Here is a 20,771-nt window from a genome sequence, read left to right as displayed (position 1 = left end):
GGCGCCGATCGCCTCGTGCGTCGTACGGACGCCCCGAACTCCCGACCACGTCAGCTCGTCTGAACGGTCGATGATCGAGCACCTCCCGAAGGTGCCCAGGCTTCTCTGCTGCGGCGACTGCGCCAGCCACATCCGTTGGCGCGCATCCCGCCCGCGCGCTGCCTCAGAGCGCGCCCACAGCCGGACCTCTCCGGCTCGAAGGTCACCATGACCAACGAAGACATCCATTTCTCCGACCTCGGCGTCCCGACCCCGATGGTCGACGTCCTCCTCGCCCAGGGCAAGGAGAACGCCTTCCCGATCCAGGCCGACACGCTCCCCGACTCCCTGCAGGGCAAGGACGTGCTCGGTCGCGGCCGCACCGGCTCCGGCAAGACGATCGCCTTCGCGATCCGCTCGCCGCGCGCCTGGCCGCCAACCCCCGTCAGCGCCGCGCCGGCCGCCCCCGTGCGCTGGTGCTCGCCCCGACCCGTGAGCTCGCGACGCAGATCGACGCGACGCTCGCCCCCCTCGCCAAGGCGATGGGGCTCACCACGACGACGATCTTCGGCGGGGTCTCGCAGGGCCGCCAGGTCGACGCGCTCCGCGGCGGCGTCGACGTGGTCGTCGCCTGCCCGGGTCGCCTCGCCGACCTCATGCAGCAGGGCCACGTGCGGCTCGACGCCATCGAGGTCACCGTGCTCGACGAGGCCGACCACATGGCCGACATGGGCTTCCTGCCCGGCGTCACGAAGATCATGCAGGCGACGCCCGAGCAGGGGCAGCGCATGCTGTTCTCCGCGACGCTCGACAACGGCGTGGACAAGCTCGTCAAGAAGTTCCTGCACAACCCGGTGATGCACTCGGTCGACGACGAGCACAGCCCCGTCGAGGCGATGACCCACCACCTGTTCGAGGTCGCCGACGCCGACGCGAAGAAGGACCTCGTCCGGACGCTCGCCTCGGGCACCGGTCGTCGCATCCTCTTCATGCGCACCAAGCACCACGCCAAGCGCCTCGCGAAGCAGCTCAGCAGCCAGGGCATCCCGGCCGTCGACCTGCAGGGCAACCTGTCGCAGGGTGCCCGTGAGCGCAACCTCGCGAAGTTCTCCTCCGGCGAGGCCCTCGTGCTCGTCGCCACCGACGTCGCCGCCCGTGGCGTGCACGTCGACCACGTCGAGCTCGTCGTGCACGTCGACCCGCCGACCGAGCACAAGGCGTACCTGCACCGCTCCGGCCGCACCGCGCGTGCGGGTTCGTCCGGTGACGTCGTCACCGTGACCACGCCGGCCGAGCGTCGCGACGTCGCGCAGATGATGCGTGCCGCAGCGATCAAGGTCACGCCGCAGCAGGTCACCGCGTCGTCGCCCGCCGTCACGTCGCTCGTCGGCGAGGTCGCTCCGGTCCGCCACGTCGCCGAGCAGCCGGTGCAGCAGCAGCGCCAGCCCAAGCAGCGCACGGGCGAGTCCGACACGGCCGGTGGCGGTCGTCGTCGTGGTCGCGGCGGTCGGACGGGAGGCGCGGCGCAGCCCGCGCGCACCGGCTCGGCCACCGGGTCCTCCGGTGCAGGGCGTCGCGGCGGCCGTGCCGCCGGAGGCCGGCGTCGGTGCACCCGCCGGCTCCACCGGTGGTCAGCGTCGCGGGGGCGGCAGCCGCCGCGCCTCGAGCGACACCGTCCGCGGTGGCTCCGCTCCGGTCTGGTCCTCGGAGGGCGGCTACGCCGCCGGCCGTGGTGCCGGCTCCGAGTCGGGCGGTGCCCGTCGTGGTGGCTCGCGCCGCGCCTCCCGTCCGGCCGGCTCCGCCCGCTGATCCGTCGGCCCCGGCCACAACCTTGACGCTGCCTGCGAAGGCGGCGACCGCGACGCGTAGGTTCTGTGTCACCGGAGACCGCGCGAGCGGCCGATGGGGAATCGTCCGTCGTTGAGAGGAGTGCCTATGGCTGGGATCGAAGACGTCAAGAACGCCGCTGCGAAGGCAGCAGGCAAGGCCAAGGAAGCCGTCGGCAACGCGACCGACAACGACCGCCTCAAGGCCGAGGGCAAGACCGATCAGGTCAAGGCCGACACCAAGCAGGCGGGCACGGACGCGAAGGACACCGTTCACGGCGTCGCTGACAGCCTCAAGAACGACGACAAGTAAGCCGGTCCAGTACCGCGCTGCGAAGGCCCCGGATCCGAGTGGATCCGGGGCCTTCGTCGTGTGCGAGGTGCCGTGTGCGGGGTCGGGCGGGCTACATCAGGGCGCCGACCGAGGCGAGACCGGCGCGCAGGAGTGCTCCGCGGCCGCCCTCCATCTCGTCGGCGACGGCGTCGGACGCGGCTTCGGCGGGGCTCATCCACGTGAGCTCGAGGGCGTCCTGACGGGGCTCGCAGGTGCCGGTGACGGGGACGACGCGTACGCCAGGGAGATCGCGTGCTGCCGCTCGTCGGTGTACACCGAGGCGCCGGGCAGCGGGAAGTACTCGGCCACGGTGAAGGGCGTCGGGCTCGACGGCAGCTGCGGGAAGGCCATCGGACCGAGGTCCTTCTCCGAGGTGCCGGAAGAGCGCGGTGCGGATCGACTCGCCGAACATCACGCGGCCCGAGACGAGCGTCCGGGCGATCGAGCCGCTCGAGGGAGACGCGCAGCAGCACGCCCACCTCGGTGACGACGCCGAGGCCGTCGGTCCGGACGGGGACCGCTTCGACGTAGCAGATCGGCAGTCGGCGGCGGACGTTGGCGAGCTCCTCGTCGGACAGCCAGCCGGAGTCGGGGTCGGGGGTGCGCAGCGAGGACATGCACCGTGTCTACCAGGGAGTCCGGCGAGTTCGGCGCACGGCGCGGGTGTCGGGGACGGTTAGCGTGGTCCACGTGATCGATGCGGAGCTCGTGCAGTGGACCCGGCAGCCGTCGGAGCGTGCGGGGACACCGCTGCTCGTGGCGATGCACGGGGTGGGGTCGAACGAGCGCGACCTGCTCGGTCTCGCCCCCGCGTTGCCCGCGGCGTGGACGATGGCCTCGCTCCGGGCGCCGATGCCGTGGGGGCAGGGACACAGCTGGTACCCGCTCGGCACGCCGGGCTCCCCCGCGCTCGAGCCGGTCGACGCCGCGGTCGCCGGCGTGCTCGCCTGGATCGACTCCGTCGTCGCCGACCACCCGCGGATCGGACTGCTGGGGTTCTCGCAGGGCGGCTCGATGGCGCTGCAACTGCTGCGTGCCCGCCCGGCGGGGTTCGCGTTCGCGGTGTCGTTGTCCGGCTTCGTGGTGCCCGGAGTGACCGATGCGCGTGACGAGGCCGTCGCCGCAGTCCGGCCACGGGTGTTCCTGGGGCACGGCGACCTCGACCCGGTGATCCCGGCCGAGGCCACCGCGCGGACGCAGGCGTGGGCCGCCGCCAACACGGACGTGACCGACCGCGAGTACGCGGGGTTGCCGCATGCGGTGTCGGCGGCGGAGCTGGCGGACGTGACCGCCTTCATCGCTGCGTCCTAGCGGCCGACACGTGCGCTGACACGTTGTCGAGGGAGCAGGAATCGTCAGGTGCGGTGGCGACCCGGCGATTCCTGCTCCCTCGATGCTGTGGTCGGGACCAGACGACGAGCCGGGAGGCACGGTGCCAGCTGGCACCGTGCCTCCCGTCCGCCGTGTGGTCGCGCTAGTCGGCGAGGATCTGCAGGAGGTCCTTGCGGAGCTGGTCGACCTTGGCCGTGGCGGCCTTGGTCTGCTCCTCGGTCGCGCTCGTCCGGTACATGTGCAGGACGCCCATGGTCTTCCGGAGGCCTCGAAGAACTCGCGCTGCGAGTCCGGGAGGCCGGCGTGGACTCCCACGCCGCGGCGATCTCGTCGGCCTTCGCCTCGGCCTCGGCCCTGCCGGCGTCCGTCAGCTCGAAGAGCGTCTTGCGGCCGTCGCCCGTGGAGACGACCAGGTCTTCGTCCACGAGCTGCTGGAGCGTCGGGTAGACCGAGCCGGGGCTCGGCTTCCAGGCGCCGCCGGGTGCGCTCGGCGATCGTCTTGATGATCGCGTAGCCGTTCTGCGGGCCCTCGGCCAGCAGGCCGAGGATCGCGAGGCGGACGTCGCCGCGGCGGCGCCGTTCGCGGCCGAAGCCGGGGCCGCCGAACCCGGGGCCGAAGCCCGCGCCGGGGCCGAAGCCCCGACCGAAGCCCGGGCCGCCGAAGCCGCGTCCGTGGTCGTGGTCGCCACGGTCGCGGCCGGGGAAGCCGGCGCCGTGGTGCTGCCGCGCGCCGCCGAAGCGGGGCCCGCGGGGTCGAAGCCGCGCTGATCGCGTCGGCCGTGGTCGTCGTGGGTGTGGTCGTGGTCATCGATGGGGCGCATGATGACTCCTTTCAGCTGTCTGTTCGAAGTTGGCTCGCGATGTGTTCCGGACTGTTCCGGCACTGTCGCGATGCGTTAACGATAGATCGGTAACTATCGCTCTGTCAAGGGGTGATCCCAGTTCGGCTCGCTGTCGGTGGCGACGGGCAGGATGGGACGGACCATGACGGACGTGTTCGAGCACTTCTCCCCCGCGACCGCGGAGTGGTTCCGCGGTGCCTTCGACGCACCGACGGCGGCGCAGGCCGGGGCCTGGGACGCGATCTCCACCGGGCAGCACGCGCTCGTCATCGCGCCGACGGGGTCGGGCAAGACGCTGGCCTCGTTCCTGTGGTCGATCGACCGGCTCATCAGCGCGTCCGACCGGCCGCCCGCCAAGCAGCGCACCCGGGTGCTCTACGTCTCACCGTTGAAGGCGCTCGGCGTCGACGTCGAGCGGAACCTCCGCAGTCCGCTCGTCGGCATCACGCAGACCGCCCGGCGGCTCGGGCTCGAACCGCCGGACGTCACGGTCGGGGTCCGGAGCGGCGACACCCCGTCGTCCGACCGCCAGCGGCTGCTCCGCCAGCCGCCGGACATCCTCATCACGACGCCCGAGTCGCTGTACCTCATGCTCACGTCGCAGGCACGCGAGACCCTCGTCAACGTCGACACCGTCATCGTCGACGAGGTGCACGCGGTCGCGTCGACGAAGCGCGGCGCGCACCTGGCCGTGTCGCTCGAACGTCTCGACGACCTGCTCGAGAAGCCCGTGCAGCGCATCGGTCTGTCCGCCACCGTGCGGCCACCGGAAGAGGTCGCTCGCTTCCTCGGCGGCCGGGCACCCGTCACGATCATCGCGCCGCCCGCGCAGAAGACCTTCGACCTCCGCGTGGTCGTGCCGGTCGACGACATGGCCGAGCTCGGCGCGCCCCGGTCGGCGCCGATGCCTCGGACGCACCGTCGAACGGCTCGATCTGGCCGCACGTCGAAGAGCGCGTCGTCGACCTGATCGAGGAACACCGATCGACCATCGTGTTCGCGAACTCGCGGCGGCTGGCCGAACGGTTGACGGCGCGGCTCAACGAGATCCACCAGGACCGCGTGCTCGCCGCGGCCGGCGACGGGGCGCTCGTCCCGGCCGGGGCGTCCCCGGCAGACGACGGACTCCCGGCCGCCGGTCCCCGTGCCCAGTCCCCGGCCAGGCTCTCTGCGCACGCTCGGCCGCCGGCGCAGATGATCGGTGCGTCCGGACAGACCGGTGGCGGCGGATCCGACGCCTCGGTACCGGTGCTCGCCCGCGCGCACCACGGCTCCGTGTCGAAGGACCAGCGCGCCATCATCGAGGACGACCTGAAGTCCGGACGCCTCCGCTGCGTCGTCGCGACGAGTTCGCTCGAGCTCGGCATCGACATGGGCGAGGTCGACCTGGTCGTGCAGGTCGAGGCGCCGCCGTCCGTCGCGAGCGGTCTGCAGCGCGTCGGCCGCGCCGGACACCAGGTCGGCGAGATCTCCCGTGGCGTCCTGTTCCCGAAGCACCGCGCGGACCTGGTGAACAGCGCCGTGACCGTCGAGCGGATGGTCTCCGGGCAGATCGAGTCCATCGCGGTGCCCTCGAACCCGCTCGACGTCCTGGCGCAGCACACCGTGGCCGCCGGCGCGATCGACACCGTCGACGTCGAGCACTGGTTCGACCTGGTGCGGCGGAGCGCCCCGTTCAGCGGTCTGCCCCGCTCCGCGTTCGAGGCGACGCTCGACCTGGTCACCGGACGCTACCCGAGCGACGAGTTCGCCGAGCTCCGACCGCGCCTGGTGTGGGACCGCGTGCACGGCACCCTGACGGGTCGTCCGGGGGCGCAACGGCTCGCCGTGACGAGCGGCGGGACCATCCCGGACCGTGGCATGTTCGGCGTCTTCATGGTCGGCGAGAAGGCCAGCCGCGTCGGTGAGCTCGACGAGGAGATGGTCTACGAGTCCCGCGTCGAGGACGTCTTCGCCCTCGGCGCCACGAGCTGGCGCATCGAGGAGATCACGCACGACCGGGTCATCGTGAGCCCGGCCTTCGGGCAGCCCGGACGGGTGCCGTTCTGGAAGGGCGACGGCATCGGCCGACCCGCCGAGCTCGGCCGCGCGACCGGCGCCTTCGTGCGCGAGGTCGAGGGCGCCTCCGACGAGGACGCCCGCGCGCGCGTCTCCGCCGGCGGCCTCGACGAGCGCGCCGTGACCAACCTGCTCACCTTCCTGCGCGACCAGCGCGCCGCGACCGGGCACGTGCCGAACGACACCACGCTCGTCATCGAGCGCTTCCGCGACGAGCTCGGGGACTGGCGGCTCATCCTGCACTCCCCGTACGGCATGCAGGTGCACGCACCGTGGGCCCTCGCCGTGGCCGCTCGGCTCCGCGAACGCCACGGGATCGACGGACGACGCGATGGCGGCGGACGACGGCATCGTCGTCCGGATCCCGGAGACCGACGCCGAGCCGCCCGGTGCCGACCTGTTCGTCTTCGAGCGCGACGACCTCGAAGCCCTCGTCACCGACGAGGTCGGGGCCTCCGCCCTGTTCGCCGCGCGGTTCCGCGAGTGCGCGGCGCGCGCGCTCCTGCTGCCGCGCCGGAACCCGGGGCAGCGCTCGCCACTGTGGCAGCAGCGGCAGCAGGCCTCGCAGCTGCTCGAGGTCGCGCAGAAGTACCCGTCGTTCCCGATCGTGCTCGAGACCGTGCGCGAGGTCCTGCAGGACGTGTACGACGTCCCGTCGCTGCTCGGGATCGCCGACGACATCGCCGGTCGCCGTATCCGGCTCGTCGAGACCGAGACCGAGCAGCCGTCGCCGTTCGCCCGGTCGCTGCTGTTCGGGTACGTCGCGGCGTTCATGTACGAGGGCGACACCCCGCTCGCCGAACGACGAGCGGCGGCGCTCTCCCTCGACTCGACGCTGCTCGGCGAGCTGCTCGGCCGTGCCGAACTCCGCGAACTGCTCGACCCGGCCGTCATCGCCGGAGTCGAACGCGACCTGCAACGGCTGTCGCCGGACCGTCGGGCGCGGGACGCCGAGGGCATCGTCGACGTGCTGCGGCTCGTCGGCGCGCTCGACCTCGACGAGGTCGTGGACCGGAGCTGGCTGGCCGAGTCCACCGACCGCACCGAGGCCCTCGCAACGGTGCAGGGGTCGCTCACCGCCCTCGAACGCGACCGCCGGGTCCTCTCGTTCTCGCACGCCGGAGCCACCCGGTGGGCCGTCATCGAGGACGCCGCACGCCTCCGTGACGCCCTCGGCGTGCCGCTGCCCATCGGGGTGCCGACGGCGTTCATCGAGCCCGTCGCCGATCCGCTCGGCGACCTCATCGGCCGGTACGCCCGCTCGCGCGGGCCGTTCTCCGCGCAGGACGCCGCCGGGCGCCTGGGGCTCGGCATCGCCGTCGTGCAGGACACGCTGCGCCGACTGGTGGCCGACCGGCGCGTGGTCGAGGGCGAGTTCCGCCCCGACCGACAGGGCGCGGAGTGGTGCGACTCCGAGGTCCTCCGCCGGATCCGCACGAAGTCGCTCGCGGCGCTCCGGCACGAGGTCGAGCCGGTCTCGCCCGACACCCTCGCCCGGTTCCTGCCGGCGTGGCAGCACGTGCAGACCCCGGGAACCCGCGGTGGACTCCCGTGGCGTCGACGGTGTGCTGCAGGTGATCGACCAGCTCGCCGGCGTCGCGCTGCCCGCGAGTGCGTGGGAGACCCTCGTGCTGCCCGCCCGGGTGACCGACTACGCCCCCGAGCATGCTCGACGAACTGACTGCGACCGGCGAGGTCCTCTGGTCCGGCGGCGGCACGCTGCCCGGCAACGACGGCTGGGTGCGCCTGCACCTCGCCGACACGTCCCCGACCACGCTGGCCGAACCCGCGGGTGACGACACCACCGAGCTCCAGCGCGACGTCCTCACGGCCCTGGCCGGCGGCGGCGCGTACTTCTTCCGGCAGCTCGGGCAGGCCGTCGGCAGCACCGACGACCAGGCGTTGACCACCGCCCTCTGGGACCTCGTCTGGGCCGGCCAGATCACGAACGACACCTTCGCGCCACTGCGGGCGATGCTCGGCGGCAAGGCGAAGAGCACCAGTGCACCACGGGCACGAGCGTACCGCGGGCGTCGGCGTCCGACGATGCCCGCCCAGGCCGGTCCGCCGTCCGTCGGGGGCCGGTGGTCCCTGCTGCCCCTGGCCGAGTCCGACTCCACCGTCCGGGCCGCCGCCACCTCGAACAGCTCCTCGAGCGGTACGGCGTGGTCACCCGCGGCGCCGTGCAGGTCGAGGGTGTCCGTGGCGGGTTCGCCGGGGTCTACCGGGTGCTCTCGCGGTTCGAGGAGTCCGGGCGGGCTCGCCGCGGGTACTTCATCGAGGGGCTCGGGGCTGCGCAGTTCGCGACCGGAGCCCACCATCGACCGGCTCCGGACGTACGCGCGCGACCTCGACGACGACGAGCGCGCCGATCCCCACCGGAAGCGCGAGGCACTGACCCTCGCCGCCACCGACCCGCGAGACCCGTACGGAGCGTCGCTGCCGTGGCCGACGGGGGACGCCGTCGAGGACGACGCCGATGCCCCTGAGAGCTCGACGAAGACCACGGGGCGCGGTCACCGTCCAGGGGCGGAAGGCCGGCGCGCTCGTGACCACGGTCGACGGGAAGCTCGCGGTCTACGTCGAGCGCGGCGGCAAGTCGGTGCTCACCTTCACGGACGACCCGGCGGAGCTGTCGGCAGCGGCGGCCTCCATCGCCGGGATCGTGCGGACCGGCCTGCGGAAGCTCGCGGTCGAGCGGGTGGACGGGGCGTTCGTGCTCGAGTCGCCGCTCGGGGCCGCGCTGCGCGAGGCCGAGTTCACCGCAACCCCGCAGGGACTGCGGCTCCGTGTGTGAGGCGAGCCGCGCCTCCAGGCCCGATCGCGACCACGCGCCGGAGGTGACCCGTGCCTGAGGGCGACACCGTCTACCGGGCCGCCCGTCGGCTGCACACCGCGCTGGCGGGGAAGGTGCTGACCCGGAGCGACTTCCGGGTGCCAGCGTTCGCGACACTCGACCTCGTCGGGCAGACGGTCGACGAGGTCGTCCCCGCGGAAAGCACCTGCTGCACCACATCGGCGACCTCACGGTGCACTCGCACCTCAAGATGGAGGGCCGGTGGGACGTCTACGGCCCGGGCGACCGGTGGCGTCGGCCGGCGCACCAGGCGCGGGCGATCCTCGACGCCGACGACGTGTCGACGGTGGGGTTCGCCCTCGGTGTGCTCGAAGTCGTCCCGCGCGACCAGGAGGACGAGGTCGTCGGGTACCTCGGTCCGGACCTGCTCGGCCCGGACTGGGACGCCGACCTCGCGCTCGACAACCTCACCCGTGACCCGACGCGACCCATCGGACTGGCGCTCCTCGACCAGCGCGTGCTCGCCGGCCTCGGCAACGTCTACCGGAACGAACTCTGCTTCCTGCGCGGGGTGCTGCCGACACGTCCGGTGAGCGAGGTCCGCGACTCCGCGCGCACCATCGCCCTGGCGAGCAAGCTGATCCTGGCCAACCGCGACCGCAGCGCACGCGTGACGACCGGGGTCGACCGCCCGGGCCGACGCTTCTGGGTCTACGGCCGGGCCGGCAAGCCGTGCCTGCGGTGCGGCACACCGATCCGGTACGGCGAACTCGGTGAGTCCGACCTCACGCTGCGCGACACGTACTGGTGCCCGCGCTGCCAGACCTGATCGGTCCGCCCGCGATCAGCGGTCGGAGGCCTCGACGACGCAGCTCTCCACCTGCTGCGCGGCTCCGAGTCCGCGCTGAACGAGCTCGGAGCGGGCGAGACCGAGGCTGGACTCGTCGGCGGTGGCGTCCTTCGCCGTCTGGTTCACGGCGTAGAGCGGGCCGTCGAAGTCGTCGGCGGTCGGGTCGTCGGTGGACGCCCAGATCGTGACCTCGTCGTCGTTCGGGTCGTTGCTGTCCTCGGGCACGATCGTCGCGCCGAGGTACCAGCCGCCGTCGCCCTTCTGGATGTTCGCGAACTCGGCCTTGTCGTGCGTGCCGACCGCCTTGTCGATCAGGTCGACGGCGGCGCTCGAGGCCACGTCGCACTGCGCGGACTGCGACTTCTCCTCCGACCCGGGGACCTTGCCGACCGGGTTCGGGTTCTGCGCGCCGCCGGGGTCGCAGGCGGTGAGCAGCAGGGCGATGGTGGCGGCGCCGAGCAGCGCCGTGGCGGTCTTCGCTCGCGTGGACATGCCCAGGACGGTAGGCGAGCCCTGGTGAGCGCCGTCCCAGACGAGCCACGGCGCGCGCTGCACTCGGGCGGCCGGTCCGGCCAGCGCCGCCGGGCCGCCGGGCCGGGGGCCGGGGGCCGGGCCGGGCCGGGCCGGGCCGGGCCGGGCCGAGGCCAGGGTTCGGGGGCCGCGGGCCCTGGCCCGTCTGCCTGTGTCAGGCGGCCGCGCGTGCCGCCACCGGGCGGCGTCGGAGGGTGGCGTCGAGGACGGCCGGCGGGTTGTACTGCTGGTCGAGCCGACCGACGTCGGACCCCGGTGGGACGATCTGGTCGATCCGGTCGAGCACCTCGTCCGGGAGCGCGACGTCGACCCCCTCGAGCAGGTCGTCGAGCTGCTCGATCGAGCGCAGGCCGATCAGGGCACTGGTCACGCCGGGGTGGGCGATCGCGAACGCCATGGCGAGGTGGGTCATCCGGATGCCGGTCTCCTCGGACAGGGCGACGACCTGCTCCACCGCGTCGATCCGGCGCTCGTCCTGGTTGTGGCGGAACATGCCGACGCGGGCGAGGTCGCTGTCCTGCCCCTTCCGGAAGCGGCCGGTGAGCAGGCCGCCGGCGAGGGGCTCCAGACCAGGGCACCCATGCCGTACCGCTCGACGACCGGGAGGACCTCGAGTTCGATGCCCCGGTTGAGGATCGAGTACGTGGGCTGTTCCGTCCGGAAGCGTTCGAGGCCCCGGCGCTCGGACGTCCACTGCGCCTCGACCTGCATCGACGCGGGGAAGTCCGAGCTGCCGATCACCCACACCTTGCCGCTGCGGACCAGGTCGGTGAGGGCCGAGAGGGTCTCCTCGAGGTCGACGGTGTCGTCCGGGCGGTGCGCCTGGTACAGGTCGATGTGGTCGGTCTGCAGGCGGCGGAGCGAGTCCTCGACGGCGGTCGTGATCCAGCGGCGGGAGTTGCCGCGGCGGTTCAGGTCGTCGCCCATCGGGCCGTTGAACTTCGTGGCGAGGACGACGTCGTCACGGCGCCCCTTGAGGGCCTTGCCGAGCAGCACCTCGGAACCGCCCTGCGAGTAGCGGTCGGCGGTGTCGATGAGGTTGATGCCGGCGTCGAGGGCGCGGTGGACGATGCGGATGGAGTCCTGTTCGTCCCCGTTGCCGATGCTGCCGTCGGTGCCGAGCATCATGGCGCCGAGGGCGAACAGGCTGACCTGGATGCCGGTGCGGCCGAGGGTGCGGTAGTGCATGGGAATGCCTCCCTGTCGATGGCGTCCTGGCCCGCGGTGTCGTATCGTGGTCCGAAGTGGAACGCCCTTCCGGAACTATACGGAACGGCTTTCCGTTTCCGCAGCCCCGGATGTGCGCCTGTGCCGTCCCGACCCAGGAGGACCCGTGCGCGCCGACGCCCGTCGCAACCTCGACGCCCTGACCGACGCCGCGAAGGCCGTCTTCGCCACCGACGGCGTCGACGCCCCCGCGAAGGTCATCGCCGACCGGGCCGGGGTCGGGGTCGGCACGCTCTACCGGCACTTCCCCCAGCGGTCCGACCTGGTCGTCGCGGTGTTCCGGAACGCGGTCGAGGCCTGCGCCGACGCCGCCGACGACCTCGCCGCCGCCCACGCCCCCGACGAGGCACTCGCACAGTGGCTGCAACGCTTCACCGACTTCGTCGCGACCAAGCGCCGGGCTGGCCGCCGCGCGCCCGCTCGGGACCCGGCGTTCGAAGCGCTGCCCGACTACTTCATCGGGCGGCTCGGCGACGCGCTCGGAGAGCTGCTCGACGCCGCGACGGCCGCGGGGACGATCCGGCCCGACATCGACGCCCCGCAGCTCCTGCGCGCCGTGGGTGACCTGTGCCACGGAGCGCAGTCGGCGGAGCAGAGGCCAGCTCATGGTCGGGCTGCTGGTCGACGGGTTGCGGTACCGGGCGACGGTCTGACGGGAGCGCGGCGGCGGGCGGGCGCGGGCGCTCGTGTTCCGCGCGCCGCGGGCGCGGGGGCGCGGGGGCGCGGGGGCGCGGGGGCGGGGGGCGCGCGGGCGCGCGGGCGCTCGTGTTCAGCGCGCCCCGGGCGCTCGTGTTCAGCGCGCCGGGTGGAGCCGCTCCGCCGCGACGGCCCGCACGGCCTCGGTGACCCGCTCCAGTAGCGGCGACGCCAGGTTCCACCTCTGCCACCACAGCGCGACATCCGCCCCGACGCCCCGGCGTGAGCTCGACGAGGGCGCCACGGTCGAGCGCCTCGAGAGCACTGCGCCTCCGGCGGCATCCCCCACCCCGAAGCCGAGCGAGACCGCACGGGCGAAGTCGGCCGAGGTCGGGACGAAGTGCCGCGGGCCGGACGGAGCGTGCCCGAGCACCCGACGGAGGTAGCCCTGCCTGCAGGTCGTCGGCACGGTCGTAGTCCACGAGGGGCACCCGGTCGAGCTGCCCCAGCATGCGCCGCTCCGTGTCGACGCCCGACAGGTAGCGAGCGACGAACGCCGGCGACGCCACGGCCCGGTACCGGTCGACGCCGAGCGGGACCGACGAACAGCCCTGCACCGGGTCGGCCTCGGCGGTGACGGCGGCCATCACCGTGCCCGCACGCAGGAGTTCGGCGGTGCGGTCCTGGTCCTCACGGTGCAGGTCGAACACCACCTCGGTGTCGGCACGGACCAGCGCCAGAGCGTCGAGGAACCACGTGCCGAGCAAATCGGCGTTCACCGCGAGCGGGATCGACGGCACCAGCGAGTCCCCGCCGCCGAGCGCGCGGGAGGTCTCCTCGTCGAGCAGCTGCGCCTGCCGCGCGTGCCGCAGGACGACCTCGCCGTCCGCCGTCGGCCGCACCGGGGTCGTCCGCTGCAGCAGGACACGACCGAGCTGTTGCTCCATCGACTTGATCCGCTGCGACACCGCCGACGGGGTGATCGCCAGGGCCCGGGCGGCCGCGTCGAGCGTGCCGTGGTCGACCGCCGCCAGGAGGGTCTCGAGGTGTTCACGCTGCAACTGGGCCATGCAGCGCAGCTTACGCAGCATCAGGAACGTGAGCTGTACTGCATGCGGCTCCGCGCTTAGCGTCGGAGCGTGACCGTGCTCCTCCCCTGCTCTCCGGCCTCGGCACCGGACTCGCCCTGATCGTCGCCATCGGCGTGCAGAACACGTACCTGCTCCGGCTCGCGGTGAGCGCGCGGCTCCGGGTCGTCGCCGCGGCCGTCGTGGTGTGCGCCGTGTCGGACGCCGTGCTGATCGTGGCCGGGGTGCTCGGTGTCGGGGCGGTGGTCGAACGGTTCCCGGTGGCGCTCGTCGTGGTCCGGTTCGTGGGGGCGGCGTTCCTCGTGACCTACGGCGTGCTCGCAGCGCGTCGGGCGCTCCGGCCGTCGGGTGACGCGATCCGGGTGGATGAGGAAGCGGCGGACGACGGGGTCGCCGTGGTCGCACCGCTGGTGGGCATCGCGCCCCCGCACCCGCGGGCGCGCCGTCCGTGGCGGGGCGCGACAGCGGGACGGAACCGGACGCCCACGCGGCCAGCGCAGCCAGCGCGGCCAGCGCGACCACCCCCGCAGCCCCCGCGACGGAACCGGACACCCGCGGGGCCGGGGTGACGGGGCGGGCGCGCACCGTGCCTCCAGGCCGGCAGCACGAGGTGACCATGCGCGTGGCGGTGGCCACCATGCTCGTCTTCACGTAGGCGAACCCGCACGATCTACCTCGACACCCTGGTGTTCCTCGGGTCCGTCGCGAACCAGCAGGGCGTCGACGACCGCTGGGCCTGGACGATCGGCGCGGTGGCGGCGAGCTGCCTGTGGTTCGCCGGCGTCGGGTTCGGCGGGCGGTTGCTCCGGCCGCTGTTCGCGAAGCCGCTGACCTGGCGCGTGTTCGACGGGCTGGTCGCGCTCGTGATGCTCGGCTTCGGCGCCGCGCTCGTGCTGGGGGGCGTAGGCGCGGGGGCACTGACGTCGAACCACGAATCCGACGTCGAACCGCCCTGCCGGACTGGTTCGACGTCGGATTCGTGGTTCGTCAGCGCGCGCAGCGCGCACCGCCGAGCCGCGCCCCGCTACACCAGGCCCTTGCCCACCCGACTGTTCCGGCGGCTGTACCCGAAGTAGATCGCGAAGCCGATGACGAGCCAGACGACGAAGCCGGAGCCAGGTCTCGACCTCGAGGTTCAGCATCAGCCAGAAGCACAGCACGGCCGACACGATCGGCAGCACCGGCGACCACGGCACCCGGAAGGCCCGCGGCGCGTCGGGCCGCGAACGACGCAGCACGACGATGCCGATCGACACCAGGACGAACGCCGACAGCGTGCCGATGTTGATCATGCCCTCGAGCTTGTCGACCGCGGTGAAGCCGGCGAGCAGCGCCACGACGACACCGGCGACGACCTGCACGCGCACCGGGGTCTGCGTCTTCGGGTTCGTCTGCGAGAACCAGCGGGGCAGCAGGCCGTCGCGGCTCATCGAGAAGACGATGCGGGACAGGCCGAGCAGGAGCACCATGACGACCGTGGTCAGGCCGATCAGGGAACCGATCGACGATGATGCCGGCCGCCCAGGGCAGCCCGACGATGTCGAAGGCCGAGGCGAGGGACGGCGCGTCCTCTTCCGCCAGGCGCTGGTACGAGACCATGCCGGTGATGACGATGCTGACGCCGACGTAGAGCAGCGTCACGATGCCGAGGCCGATGAGGATGCCGCGGGGCAGGGTCTTCTGCGGGTTCTCGGTCTCCTCGGCGCTGGTCGCGACGACGTCGAAGCCGATGAACGCGAAGAACACCAGCGACGCCGCGGCGAGCAGGCCGAAGACGCCGTACTGCGCGGGCTCGGCCCCGGTGGACCAGGACACGAGCGACTGGGTCCAGACGCTGCCCTCGGCGCCCTTCGTCGGCTCGGCCGGCGGGATGAACAGGGTGAAGTTCGCGGCCTTCACGAAGAAGGCACCGGCGACGATGACGAAGACGACGATCGCGACCTTGATGATCGTGATGACCGCCGACACCCGCGAGGACAGGCGGGTGCCGAAGGCCAGCAGCACCGTGAAGATGCCGACGATCAGGACCGGACCCCACGTGAAGGGGATCGGGCCGAGCTGGATCGTGTCGGGCAGGTCGACGCCGAAGACGCCGAACGCGGTGCTGAGGTAGATCCCCCAGTACTTCGCGATCACGGCACTGGCGGTCAGGGTCTCGAGGATGAGGTCCCACCCGACGATCCAGGCCAGCAGTTCGCCCATCGTCGCGTAGGTGAACGTGTACGCGGAGCCGGCGACGGGGATCGTCGACGCGAACTCGGCGTAGCACATGATGGCCAGACCGCAGGTGACGGCGGCGAGCAGGAACGAGATGATGACGCCCGGCCCGGCGAAGTTCGCGGCGGCGTTCGCTCCGACCGAGAAGATGCCGGCACCGACCGCGACCGCGATGCCCATCGCGGCGATGTCGAAGGTGCGGAGCGACCGCTTGAGCGGGCGCCCCTGCTCCTCGGAGTCGGCCAGTGAGGCCTCGATGGACTTGATGCGGAGCTTCGGTGCCATGGGGTGGTTCCCGTCATCGGCTGGCGGCGGACCACGCGAGGTAGCTGGTGTACCAGCCCGGCACGCAAACAGCCGGGATGCACGGCGCGCGGTCGTCCGCGCAGTCGGCACCGGCCTGGAGGCACGGCTCGGCTCAGACGGACCGGCGCCAGTCCGACAGGAACCGGGCTCCGGCCTCGTCGTGGATCACGCCGTCGGGTGCGGTGAGCACCGGGTACGGCGTCGCCGGCACACCATCGGCGGGACGGACGTCCACGTGCGCCACCTCGTGGCCGTGGGCGTGCAACCAGTCGGCCATCGCGTAGTCGCTCCGGGAGTCGCCCATCGTGCGCCACGCCACCGGCGGCTCGCCGTCGTGCGCGAGGAGCTCGAGCGACCGCTCGGCCCCGAGGTCCTTGCCGCTCCGGTCCGACTCCACGTCGGTCGAGATGATCGTCAGGTCGATGCGCCACTGCACGGCACCGTCGGCGTCCGAGGCGGACGTCGTCGAGGCGGCGGACACCGAGGCCACGGCGCTCGAGGGCCGCCATCGCCTTCGCGTCGAACTCCGGCTGCGCGCGCGGTAGGTCGGGTTCGGCACCTCGACGCGCTGCTCGATCGACACCATGGCGCGCTTGGTCTCGTCGAAGAACACCAGGTCCGCGTACTCGTCGCGCACCAGTTCGCGCATCTCGTCCGCGTAGTCACGGGGCAGGGCGAGGTCCTCGGCGACGGTGAGCTCACCCATCCCGCCCTCGTACTGCGGTCCGATCGAGCACCAGACGGCACCCTTCTCGCGGACGGCGTGCACGCGGCCACCGGCGGCGAGGCCCCCGGCCAGCAGCGGCCCCGACCTCGCTCCGGATGAAGGCGTCGCTGCGCCCGGTGTTGAAGACGACGGGGATGCCCTCGGCGGCGAGCGCCACGCAGGTCCTCGACGATGCTCTGGATCGCGATGGTGCGCGAGACGGGGCTGGCGATGGGTCCGTCGACGTCGAGCAGGAGGCCGAGGCGAGGTGCGTTCACCCCACCATCCTGTCAGCCCCGCGCGGCCGCCCGCGCGGCTGCCTCGATGCGGCTGCTCGTGCGGTGAAGCGGTCGAGCACGATGCCGATCGCTTCGGGCTCGGGGACGTGCCCCTGGCCCGGCAGTTCGGCGTACTCCGAACCCGGCACGGCCTCGACCACGGCGCGGCCGGCCTGACGCATCCACTCCACGCTCTCGGTGCCCGCGGTGACGAGCACGGGGACCCGACCGCCGCGGCCACCCGGTCGGGCACCGCCAGCCTGGTTGAGCACCCGGACGTCGCGGCTGAGCACGTGCGCGTCGGTGACCAGGGGCGCCAGAGTGCTCCCTTGAGCCGGAGCGCGGTGATCTGCCCCATCGGGACGCCGAGCACCTGCGCGAGGAAGGCCCGGACGGCCTGCGCCCGACGGCCGGCGGCGACGTGCTCGTCGAGGGCGTCGGCGAACGCGACGTCGTCGGCGTGCGGGTCGACGGTGGCCCGGTAGGGCGGTTCGTGGAGGACGGCGGCGTCGATCGGCACGCCGCCGGCGAGGCCGTGCAGCACGACCCCCGCGCCGACGCACATCCCGAGTGCGGTGACCGACCCGTCCACGTCGGCCACGACCGCGGCGAGGTCCTCGACCTCGCGGTCGATCGTCCACTGCCCGGCGTCGCCGCTCGCGCCGCAGCCGCGGCGGTCGTACGTGATGACGCGGTACCGGTCGCGGAGCTCGGCGGTCAGCCGCTCCACGTACGGGGTGCCGTGGTGGTCGAAGGCCCCGCCGACGACGACGAGCGCAGGACCGGTCCCCCCGTCCGAGACGGCGAGCACCGTCCCGTCCGCGGAGACGACCGTGCGGTCGACGTGCTGGTCCATGGGTTCCCTCGGAGTCGGTGCGACCGCGCGGCATCGCAGGCTGCGTCGGGGTCCATCGGGAACGGTCCTGGCGGGTCGGTCTCCTGAGCATGACAGCCGGGGGAGACCCGCGTCGACACCCGCAACCAGGGGGAGACCGGCGGGTCGGCGGTCAGCGGTCGCGGTAGACCTCTCGTCGGTGTCCGGCGCGCACGACGACCACCACGAGTCGGCCGTCGTCGATGAGGTAGATCACCCGGTAGTCACCGACGCGCACACGCCACTCGGGGCTGTTGACGAGCCTGCGCGCCGCGGGCGGACGTGGCTCTTCGGCGAGGATCGCCAGGACTCCCTCGACCAGCCGTCTGGCGTTCGGCGGGAGCTTCCGGATCGCCCGGCCAGCGCTGGGCTCGAACTCGATCTCGTAGCTCATCCCATCCCGAGTTCGCGCTTGAGGTCCTCCCACTTGACGTTCTCGCCGCCGATGCGTTCACTCTCGATCCGTGCTTCCTCGACGGCCTTCAGGTCGTCGAGGTCCTCCACCGCTTCGAGCAACCGATCGAGGACGTCCGCGTCCACCACCGCCGCGACCCGCTTGTTGCGCCGCGTGAGCCAGACCGGCTCGTGACGCGCGTCGTCGATGATCGACGCCAGCCGGCTTCGTGCTTCCGAGATCGAGCACTTCGCTCACCTGTACATTCTAGAGCGTTTTGTACAACTCAGACGAGTGCCGTGGTGCCGACCGACTCCCGTTCGAGCAGCGACCGCTTGACGTCGAGGCCCCAGGCGAAGCCCCCGAGCGTACCGTCGGTCCGGAGCACCCGGTGACACGGCACGAACAGGGCCGGGGCGTTCCGGGCGCACACGCTCGCGGCGGCACGGACGGCGTCCGGTCGGCCCATCGCGGCGGCGAACTCGGTGTACGTGAGCACCCCGCCCGCCGGGATCAGCCGCAGCTGCCGCCACCCCTCGGTGAACAGGTCCGTGCCGAACTGCCGGACAGGCACCTGCATCGCGTGCTCGACCTCGCCCGCGTAGAAGGCGTCGACGGCGTCGGCCGAGGTCACCCGTCCCTCGGTGATGCGATCCGGGCGGTGCTTGTCCGCGATGCGCCCGAGGATGCGCTCGACGTCGTCCGTCCACCCGGAGGCGAGGACACGACCTTCGGCGTCCTCGAGCACGGTGAAGGGTCCGTCTGGGGTGTCCAGGATCTGGATGGTCGCGTCGGTCATCGTTCTTCCTTCCGGAGGGCGGCTGGGGCACTGGCGGCGTGTGCGGTGGCACCCGCCGCGACTGGCGCGATCGATGATCGGCCGCCAGCAGTGCATGGTCAGGTAGCTCCGCCACGGCGCCACCTGCTCAGACCATAGGGAGAGCTCGCGCGCCGTTCCGGGCAGACCGAGTTCCTGTGCACCGTTGCGGACGGCGAGGTCGCTGTGGAGGAACACGTCCGGGTGGTGCCGCACCCGGAGCGCCACGTAGTCGGCGGTCCAGGGTCCGATGCCCTTCACGGCGAGGAGCCCGCGCGGAGGTCGTCGAGCGACTGCCCGCCGTCGACGACGAAGCGATCCGTCGGCGAGCGCCGTGGCGACGCGGATGATCGTGTCGACGCGGGCCGCCGGTCCTCGCAGGACCTCGCGGCCGCGCTCGGCGATGGTCGCCGCGTCCGGGAACAGCCGACCGCCGTCGACGAGCGCGGCCGACACCGGTGCGCCGAGGGCGGCGACGAGCCGGCTCTGCGCGGTGCAGGCCGCCGCGACCGACACCTGCTGGCCGATCAGCGTGCGGAACACGATCTCGTGCAGGTCCACGGCGCCGGGGAGCCGGATGCCAGGCGCACCCGGGCGACGACGCCGGACAAGGCGGGGACCGCACCGAGCACCGCGTCGACGGCGACCAGGTCGGCGTCGAGGTCGAAGAAGGCCCGCATCCGCGCGACGAGCGTCGGCAGGTCGGTCAGGTCCGAGACCCGGACGCGCAGGTCGATCCCGGCGCGCCCGGCCGGCCGCGTCGGGGACGGCGGCCGACGCACTGACATGGGCCGCGCCTCCAGGCAGGTCGAGCAGCCCCGCCCGTACGACGTGACCCGCCCCGTCGCGTCGAGGTCCACCTGCTCCAGCCCGGGCAGGGCGTGCAGCGCGTGCCAGTCGAGCAGTCCCTGCACGTCGAACGGCGCGCGCGCCGGCAGGTGCACGTGCAGGGCGCCGTCGGCGACGGGCCGGAGCGTGCGTCGGGAGCGGAGCTCGGACGGGGTGACGGCGAAGACCTCGCGCACGGTGTCGTTGAACTGGCGCACGCTCGCGAACCCGGCGGCGAACGCGACGTCCGCGATGGGCAGGTCCGACGAGGTCAGCAGCGTGCGCGCGGTCTGCGCGCGGTGTGCCCGGCTGAGCGCCTTCGGCCCGGCGCCGAGCTCCGCCGTGAGGATGCGGTTCAGCTGCCGTTCCGAGTACCCGACGCGTGCCGCGAGGTCCGGGGACGCCGTCCCGTTCGACGACGCCGTCGAGGACGAGCCGCATGGCGCGGCCGGCGACGTCCTCGCGCAGGTCCCACTCCGGGCTGCCTGGAGTCGCCTCGGGCAGGCACCGCTTGCAGGCGCGGAAGCCGGCGAGGTGCGCCGCGGCGCTCGTCCGGTAGAAGGTGACACCCGTGACCTTCGGCGTGCGGGCCAGGCAGCTCGGCCGGCAGTAGATGCCGGTGGAGTGCACCGCGGTGACGAACTGGCCGTCGAAGCGGGCGTCGCGGGAGGCGACGGCGCGGTGCCGTTCGGCGTGCAGCGCGTCGTGCTCCGCTGCGGTGTCCAGGGTGCTCATGGGCACAGCCTGGCACGCGCCACCGACGCACCACTGGCGGGAATCGGACAGGGCAGTGCGGCGCGCGTCGGCCGCCGGTGCGGCTTGGGCGACGGCCTGGAGGCACGGCTAGCGTG

The 20,771-nt window shown here is 72.9% G+C and carries 11 protein-coding genes and 10 pseudogenes; 8 read left to right on the top strand and 13 right to left on the bottom strand.

Annotation, left to right across the window (positions count from 1 at the left end):
* Nucleotides 1–207 precede the first annotated feature (207 nt).
* Together ACZ8AI_RS21320 and ACZ8AI_RS21315 are read left to right on the top strand one after the other, a co-directional pair.
* Nucleotides 208–1,788: pseudogene (locus ACZ8AI_RS21320) on the top strand (DEAD/DEAH box helicase).
* A 126-nt stretch (nt 1,789–1,914) separates the two neighbouring features.
* Complete coding sequence (locus ACZ8AI_RS21315; RefSeq protein WP_071290937.1) at nt 1,915–2,118, top strand: CsbD family protein; 204 nt, start codon at nt 1,915–1,917, stop codon at nt 2,116–2,118.
* A 91-nt stretch (nt 2,119–2,209) separates the two neighbouring features.
* Here the strand turns inward: ACZ8AI_RS21315 and ACZ8AI_RS21310 are convergent.
* Nucleotides 2,210–2,756, bottom strand: a pseudogene (locus ACZ8AI_RS21310) (NUDIX hydrolase family protein).
* 73 nt (nt 2,757–2,829) lie between these two features.
* Between ACZ8AI_RS21310 and ACZ8AI_RS21305 the strand changes: the two are divergent.
* Complete coding sequence (locus ACZ8AI_RS21305; RefSeq protein WP_464859765.1) at nt 2,830–3,450, top strand: alpha/beta hydrolase; 621 nt, start codon at nt 2,830–2,832, stop codon at nt 3,448–3,450.
* Nucleotides 3,451–3,494: 44 nt separating this feature from the next.
* Here the strand turns inward: ACZ8AI_RS21305 and ACZ8AI_RS21300 are convergent, their stop codons facing one another.
* On the bottom strand, nt 3,495–4,292 hold the full coding sequence (locus tag ACZ8AI_RS21300) for a PadR family transcriptional regulator (RefSeq protein ID WP_464859764.1): 798 nt from the start codon (nt 4,290–4,292) through the stop codon (nt 3,495–3,497).
* Nucleotides 4,293–4,455: 163 nt separating this feature from the next.
* Here ACZ8AI_RS21300 and ACZ8AI_RS21295 point away from each other — a divergent pair.
* Both ACZ8AI_RS21295 and ACZ8AI_RS21290 read left to right on the top strand, forming a co-directional pair.
* A pseudogene (locus tag ACZ8AI_RS21295) lies at nt 4,456–9,168 on the top strand (ATP-dependent helicase).
* 50 nt (nt 9,169–9,218) lie between these two features.
* A pseudogene (locus ACZ8AI_RS21290) lies at nt 9,219–9,997 on the top strand (Fpg/Nei family DNA glycosylase).
* Between the two features lie 15 nt (nt 9,998–10,012).
* On the opposite strand, the gene ACZ8AI_RS21285 reads toward ACZ8AI_RS21290, so the two are convergent.
* On the bottom strand, nt 10,013–10,510 hold the full coding sequence (locus ACZ8AI_RS21285) for a hypothetical protein (RefSeq protein ID WP_464859763.1): 498 nt from the start codon (nt 10,508–10,510) through the stop codon (nt 10,013–10,015).
* A gap of 193 nt (nt 10,511–10,703) precedes the next feature.
* Nucleotides 10,704–11,737, bottom strand: a pseudogene (locus ACZ8AI_RS21280) (aldo/keto reductase).
* A gap of 145 nt (nt 11,738–11,882) precedes the next feature.
* On the opposite strand from ACZ8AI_RS21280, the gene ACZ8AI_RS21275 reads away from it, so the two are divergent.
* Nucleotides 11,883–12,635: a TetR/AcrR family transcriptional regulator gene (locus tag ACZ8AI_RS21275; RefSeq protein ID WP_464859762.1), complete on the top strand. Its 753-nt coding sequence runs from the start codon at nt 11,883–11,885 to the stop codon at nt 12,633–12,635.
* A gap of 115 nt (nt 12,636–12,750) precedes the next feature.
* On the opposite strand, the pseudogene ACZ8AI_RS21270 reads toward ACZ8AI_RS21275, so the two are convergent.
* Nucleotides 12,751–13,482: pseudogene (locus ACZ8AI_RS21270) on the bottom strand (ArgP/LysG family DNA-binding transcriptional regulator); the annotation flags it as partial.
* A 134-nt stretch (nt 13,483–13,616) separates the two neighbouring features.
* On the opposite strand from ACZ8AI_RS21270, the gene ACZ8AI_RS21265 reads away from it, so the two are divergent.
* Nucleotides 13,617–14,069 carry a LysE family transporter gene (locus tag ACZ8AI_RS21265; RefSeq protein WP_464859761.1) on the top strand — a complete coding sequence of 151 codons (453 nt, stop codon included), beginning with the start codon at nt 13,617–13,619 and terminating at the stop codon, nt 14,067–14,069.
* A gap of 117 nt (nt 14,070–14,186) precedes the next feature.
* Nucleotides 14,187–14,576 (top strand): LysE/ArgO family amino acid transporter, encoded by a 390-nt coding sequence (locus tag ACZ8AI_RS21260; protein WP_464859760.1) that lies wholly within the window; start codon nt 14,187–14,189, stop codon nt 14,574–14,576.
* Here ACZ8AI_RS21260 and ACZ8AI_RS21255 read toward each other — a convergent pair.
* The 8 genes and pseudogenes from ACZ8AI_RS21255 to ACZ8AI_RS21220 all read right to left on the bottom strand — a co-directional run.
* A pseudogene (locus ACZ8AI_RS21255) lies at nt 14,525–16,002 on the bottom strand (APC family permease). The gene ACZ8AI_RS21260 and the pseudogene ACZ8AI_RS21255 overlap by 52 nt on opposite strands.
* A gap of 133 nt (nt 16,003–16,135) precedes the next feature.
* Nucleotides 16,136–17,007 (bottom strand): annotated as a pseudogene (locus ACZ8AI_RS21250) (hypothetical protein).
* A gap of 304 nt (nt 17,008–17,311) precedes the next feature.
* Nucleotides 17,312–17,863 (bottom strand): annotated as a pseudogene (locus ACZ8AI_RS21245) (alpha/beta fold hydrolase); the annotation flags it as partial.
* A gap of 151 nt (nt 17,864–18,014) precedes the next feature.
* Nucleotides 18,015–18,275, bottom strand: a complete 261-nt coding sequence (locus tag ACZ8AI_RS21240) for a type II toxin-antitoxin system RelE family toxin (RefSeq protein ID WP_071290951.1) — start codon at nt 18,273–18,275, stop codon at nt 18,015–18,017.
* Nucleotides 18,272–18,517 carry a type II toxin-antitoxin system Phd/YefM family antitoxin gene (locus ACZ8AI_RS21235; protein ID WP_464859912.1) on the bottom strand — a complete coding sequence of 82 codons (246 nt, stop codon included), beginning with the start codon at nt 18,515–18,517 and terminating at the stop codon, nt 18,272–18,274. The genes ACZ8AI_RS21240 and ACZ8AI_RS21235 overlap by 4 nt, the downstream gene beginning before the upstream one ends.
* Before the next feature lie 44 nt (nt 18,518–18,561).
* Nucleotides 18,562–19,074, bottom strand: a complete 513-nt coding sequence (locus ACZ8AI_RS21230) for a methylated-DNA--[protein]-cysteine S-methyltransferase (protein WP_464859911.1) — start codon at nt 19,072–19,074, stop codon at nt 18,562–18,564.
* A 545-nt stretch (nt 19,075–19,619) separates the two neighbouring features.
* Nucleotides 19,620–20,489 carry a helix-turn-helix domain-containing protein gene (locus ACZ8AI_RS21225; RefSeq protein WP_464859910.1) on the bottom strand — a complete coding sequence of 290 codons (870 nt, stop codon included), beginning with the start codon at nt 20,487–20,489 and terminating at the stop codon, nt 19,620–19,622.
* Nucleotides 20,476–20,655, bottom strand: a pseudogene (locus ACZ8AI_RS21220) (Ada metal-binding domain-containing protein); the annotation flags it as partial. The pseudogene ACZ8AI_RS21220 and the gene ACZ8AI_RS21225, both read right to left, overlap by 14 nt.
* Nucleotides 20,656–20,771 lie beyond the last annotated feature (116 nt).

The organism is Curtobacterium sp. AC273 (genome assembly GCF_979253735.1).
This window is presented reverse-complemented; position numbering and strand designations above follow the sequence as displayed.

Bases quoted from the DNA above. Each gene is read 5' to 3' on its own strand.
- ACZ8AI_RS21315 (WP_071290937.1), top strand. From the start codon at position 1,915: ATGGCTGGGATCGAAGACGTCAAGAACGCCGCTGCGAAGGCAGCAGGC.
- ACZ8AI_RS21300 (WP_464859764.1), bottom strand. From the start codon at position 4,292: ATGCGCCCCATCGATGACCACGACCACACCCACGACGACCACGGCCGA.
- ACZ8AI_RS21285 (WP_464859763.1), bottom strand. From the start codon at position 10,510: ATGTCCACGCGAGCGAAGACCGCCACGGCGCTGCTCGGCGCCGCCACC.
- ACZ8AI_RS21240 (WP_071290951.1), bottom strand. From the start codon at position 18,275: ATGAGCTACGAGATCGAGTTCGAGCCCAGCGCTGGCCGGGCGATCCGG.
- ACZ8AI_RS21230 (WP_464859911.1), bottom strand. From the start codon at position 19,074: ATGACCGACGCGACCATCCAGATCCTGGACACCCCAGACGGACCCTTC.